This is a genomic window from Streptomyces spongiae (assembly GCF_009377185.1).
Taxonomy (GTDB): Bacteria; Actinomycetota; Actinomycetes; order Streptomycetales; family Streptomycetaceae; genus Streptomyces; species Streptomyces spongiae.
The window spans coordinates 1-4,099 of the sequence record NZ_VJZC01000759.1 but is presented as its reverse complement, the minus strand read 5'-3'; the positions used below and the strand labels follow the sequence as shown (position 1 = coordinate 4,099).

Sequence of the window (4,099 nt, the reverse complement as noted above, 5' to 3'; positions counted from 1 at the left end):
GATCTTCACTGGGCGGGGGCGGTGTAGAGAGGCAGGCGAGGGTCGACCGGCTGCTCGGGCCACGTGTCACGGATCCAGGTGTGGTCCGGGTGGTCGCAGATCAGCCAGGCACGGTCGGCGTCGGGGCCCGCCATGACGTTGAGGTAGTACATGTGGTGGCCGGGCACGGCCATGGAGGGGCCGTGCCAGCCGTCCGGGATGAGAACGACGTCGCCGTCGCGCACCTCGGCCAGCACGTCCGTGTTCGTGCCCTGGCCGGAGGGGGAGACCCGTTGGTAGCCGAGGCCGGGGGTGCCCTCGTGGTCGGCGAACTCGAAGTAGTAGACCTCCTCCAGCTCCGACTCCTCACCGGGGCGGTGCTCGTCGTGCTTGTGCGGAGGGAAGGACGACCAGTTCCCGCCGGGCGTGATCACCTCGACGGCGATGAGCTTGTCGCACTCGAAGACGCCTGCCGCGCCGAAGTTGTTGACCTGACGGGAGCAGGTGCCGGTGCCGCGCAGCTCGACCGGGACGGAGGACGCCGGGCCGTAGCGGGCGGGCAGCCGCCGCTCGCAGCGGGCGCCGGTGAGGGCGAAGCGCCCGCCGTCACGGGACGCGATCGACCCTTGCGCGTCGCGCGGCACGTACGCGAAGTCGCTGACCCCGCTGAAGACGTTCTCGCGTCCGTTCAGCCGGAAGGTCTCGCCGTCGACGGCGACCGTGCAGGAGCCCGCCAGCGGCAGCACGATCCACTCGCTGTCGCCGCTGTCGAAGGTGTGCCAGCCGCCCGGCGGCAGTTCGAGCACACGCAGGCTGGAGTAGCCCCAGCCCGCCGACTCGGGGGTGATGTTCACGGCGTAGGCGTCGCCGGTGGCCTTGCCCGCGGGAAGGTGGTGCGTGGTGGTCATGGTGTGATTCCTCGGCTCGTTCCAGGACGTACCTGGGCTTCGGGACGGACCAGGGGTTTCCGGGAGGACCTACCCGCACTCACAGCAGACCGACCGCGGTGTCCACCGCGGCCTCCACGCTGCCCTCGGCGGGGTAGAGCAGGGACCGGCCGACGACCATGCCCTGCACGGTGGGCAGCCGCAGCGCCTTGCGCCACTTCTCGTACGCGCCCTCCTGGTCCCCGCCGACCTCGCCGCCCAGCAGCACGACGGGCAGCGTGGACGCCTCCAGCGCCGCCGCCATGTCCTCGGGGTCCTCGGTGACGGGCAGTTTCAGCCAGGTGTAGGCGGAGGTGCCGCCGAGGCCCGAGGCGATCGCGATGGAGCGGGTGACGGCCTCGGCGCTGAGGTCGTTGCGGACCGCGCCGTCCACACGGCGCGATATGAACGGCTCGACGAACAGCGGAAGCCGGCGCGCCGCCATGTCGTCGATGGCCCGCGCGGTGGTCTCCAGGGTCCGCAGGGAGCCGGGGTCGTCGTAGTCGACGCGGACCAGCAGCTTTCCGGCGTCGAAGCGGAGCCGTTCGATGTCCTCGGCACGGTGACCGGTGAAGCGGTCGTCCATCTCGAAGGACGCGCCGGCCAGGCCCCCGCGGTTCATGGAGCCCATGACAACCTTGTCGTCGAGGACACCGAGGAGCAGCAGGTCTTCGAGGATGTCCGCGGTGGCGAGCACCCCGTCCACGCCCGGCCTGGACAGGGCGACGCACAGCCGCTCCAGCAGGTCGGCCCGGTTGGCCATGGCCAGGCGGCGGCCGCCCACGCCGAGGGCGCCGCGCGCGGGGTGGTCGGCGGCCACGATCATCAGGCGGCCGCCGGCGCCGATCAGCGGGCGGCGGACACGGCGGGCTGCCGCTTCGGCGATGGCCTCCGGGTGCCGGGCGCGCACCGTGACGAGGTCCGGGATGCTGATGCTCAAGTCAGGCTCCGTTCAGGGGGTCGGCGTCGGTCAGCCGCGCGCGAGGAGGTCGTCGACCTCGGACTCGGTGGGCATCGCGGAGGAGCAGGCGAGCCGGGAGGCGACGAGCGCGCCGGCCGCGTTGGCGTACCGCATGGTCTTCTCCAGCTCCCAGCCGCTGAGCAGGCCGTGGCAGAGCGACCCGCCGAAGGCGTCCCCGGCACCGAGGCCGTTGACGACCTCCACGGGCACCGGCGGGACCTCGGCGGTGGTGCCGTTGCGGTGGACGGCCAGCACGCCCTTGGGGCCCTGCTTGACGACGGCCAGCTCCACCCCTGCGTCGAGCAGGGCCTGGGCGCAGGCCTGCGGTTCGCGGACGCCTGTGGCGATCTCGCACTCTTCGAGGTTGCCGACGGCCACGGTGGCGTGGCGCAGGGCCTCGGCGTAGTACGGGCGGGCCGAGTCGGGGTCCTTCCAGAACATGGGGCGCCAGTCCAGGTCGAAGACGGTGGTGCCCGACTTGTCGCGCGCCTTGAGAGCGGCGAGAGTGGCCGAACGGCTGGGTTCCTCGCTCAGGCCGGTGCCCGTGATCCAGAAGATCTTCGCCGCGCGGATCGCGAAGAAGTCCAGCTCGTCGGTGTTGATCTCCAGGTCCGGGGCCTTGGGCTTCCGGTAGAAGTACAGCGGGAAGTCGTCCGGCGGGAAGATCTCACAGAACGTGATCGGAGTCGGGTAGGCGTCGACCGGGGTGACGAAGCGGTCGTCGACCCCGAACTCCTTGAGGGCGTCGTGGAGATACGAACCGAAGGGGTCGTTGCCCGTTCGAGTGATCACAGCGGTAGCGTGACCCAGGCGCGCGGCGGCCACGGCGACGTTGGCCGCCGATCCCCCCAGGAACTTGCCGAAGGACTCGACTTGCGGAAGCGGCACACCGGTCTGCAGAGGGTAGAGATCGACCCCGATGCGGCCCATGGTGATGAGATCGAACGATTCGGCGGACTCGGGCATGCGCGTCACTCCTCGTACGGGGATGCGGGCCGTGGAGGGCCCGGAGTGCGGGAAATGCGGGCACGCTGGCCCGGACGTACACCAGGTGTAGGTCCCCGGGGCAGTCCATGTCAAGAGTTTGTACTGACATTCGGACCTGCAACTGAAATGATGTCTTAACAAAGTATTGACAGCTGGGCAGGGCAGGCACTTGTATCCCGTCCCAACGACACCGCCGCTCCACCGGCACAATGACCCCGGCTTCAATGCCCGGGCCCGCGGCGGGCCTCACGCCCGACGCCGTCCCGTTCCCTTTCCCCCCCCGGTCGCACAGTGAGGTGCAAGGAAAGATGGTTCGTTTTCACCCCCGCTCCAGTCGAGTCGCGCCGTTCGTCGCGCTGGCCGCGTCGTCCGCGCTGCTCATAGCGGGCTGCTCCAGCAGCTCGGGTGGCAAGAAGTCCGAGGAGGGCGGCGACGACGCGTCAGCGGGCAAGGCCAACACCCCCCGGATGACGGTCGCGCTGGTCACCCACCAGGCGCCCGGCGACACGTTCTGGGACATCGTCCGCAAGGGCGCCGAGGCCGCCGCGGCGAAGGACAACATCAAGCTGATCTACTCGGCGGACCCGAACGCGGGCAACCAGGCCAACCTGGTGCAGAACGCGATCGACCAGAAGGTCGACGGCATCGCGGTCACCCTCGCCAAGCCGGACGCCCTGAAGGACGTCGCGGCCAAGGCGGAGAAGGTCGGCATCCCGGTCGTCGGCCTCAACTCGGGCCTGAGCGACTGGAAGTCGCTGAACCTCCTGGAGTTCTTCGGGCAGGACGAGACCGTCGCCGGTGAGGCGCTGGGCAAGCGGCTCAACGAGGCCGGCGCCAAGCACGCCGTCTGCGTCGTCCAGGAGCAGGGCAACATCGGCCTGGAGCAGCGCTGCGCGGGCGTGAAGAAGACGTTCGAGGGCAAGACCGAGAACCTCAACGTCAACGGCACCGACATGCCGTCGGTCAAGTCGACGATCAACGCCAAGCTCAAGCAGGACGACTCGATCGACTACGTCGTCGCACTGGGCGCCCCGTTCGCGCTGACCGCGGCGCAGTCGGTCAGCGAGGCGGGCAGCAAGGCCAAGGTCGCGACCTTCGACCTCAACAAGGAACTGACCAGCGCGATCAAGGACGGTGACATCGAGTTCGCCGTGGACCAGCAGCCCTATCTCCAGGGTTACCTGTCGATCGATTCGCTGTGGCTGTACAAGAACAACGGCAACTACATGGGTGGTGGCGAGCAGCC

The 4,099-nt window shown here is 69.6% G+C and carries 4 protein-coding genes; 1 reads left to right on the top strand and 3 read right to left on the bottom strand.

The window, feature by feature from the left end; all coding sequences use genetic code 11:
- Positions 1 to 5 precede the first annotated feature (5 nt).
- The 3 genes from iolB to iolC form a co-directional block, all read right to left on the bottom strand.
- A complete protein-coding gene (iolB, locus tag FNH08_RS46170) occupies positions 6 to 887 on the bottom strand; it encodes a 5-deoxy-glucuronate isomerase (RefSeq protein ID WP_152777701.1) in 882 nt (293 codons plus the stop codon).
- A 79-nt stretch (positions 888 to 966) separates the two neighbouring features.
- Positions 967 to 1,845 carry a Cgl0159 family (beta/alpha)8-fold protein gene (locus tag FNH08_RS46165; RefSeq protein ID WP_152777699.1) on the bottom strand — a complete coding sequence of 293 codons (879 nt, stop codon included), beginning with the start codon at positions 1,843 to 1,845 and terminating at the stop codon, positions 967 to 969.
- A gap of 30 nt (positions 1,846 to 1,875) precedes the next feature.
- Complete coding sequence (iolC, locus tag FNH08_RS46160; protein WP_152777697.1) at positions 1,876 to 2,832, bottom strand: 5-dehydro-2-deoxygluconokinase; 957 nt, start codon at positions 2,830 to 2,832, stop codon at positions 1,876 to 1,878.
- A gap of 329 nt (positions 2,833 to 3,161) precedes the next feature.
- On the opposite strand from iolC, the gene FNH08_RS46155 reads away from it, so the two are divergent.
- A partial coding sequence (locus tag FNH08_RS46155) for a substrate-binding domain-containing protein (RefSeq protein ID WP_152777695.1) occupies positions 3,162 to 4,099 on the top strand: 938 nt, incomplete at its 3' end.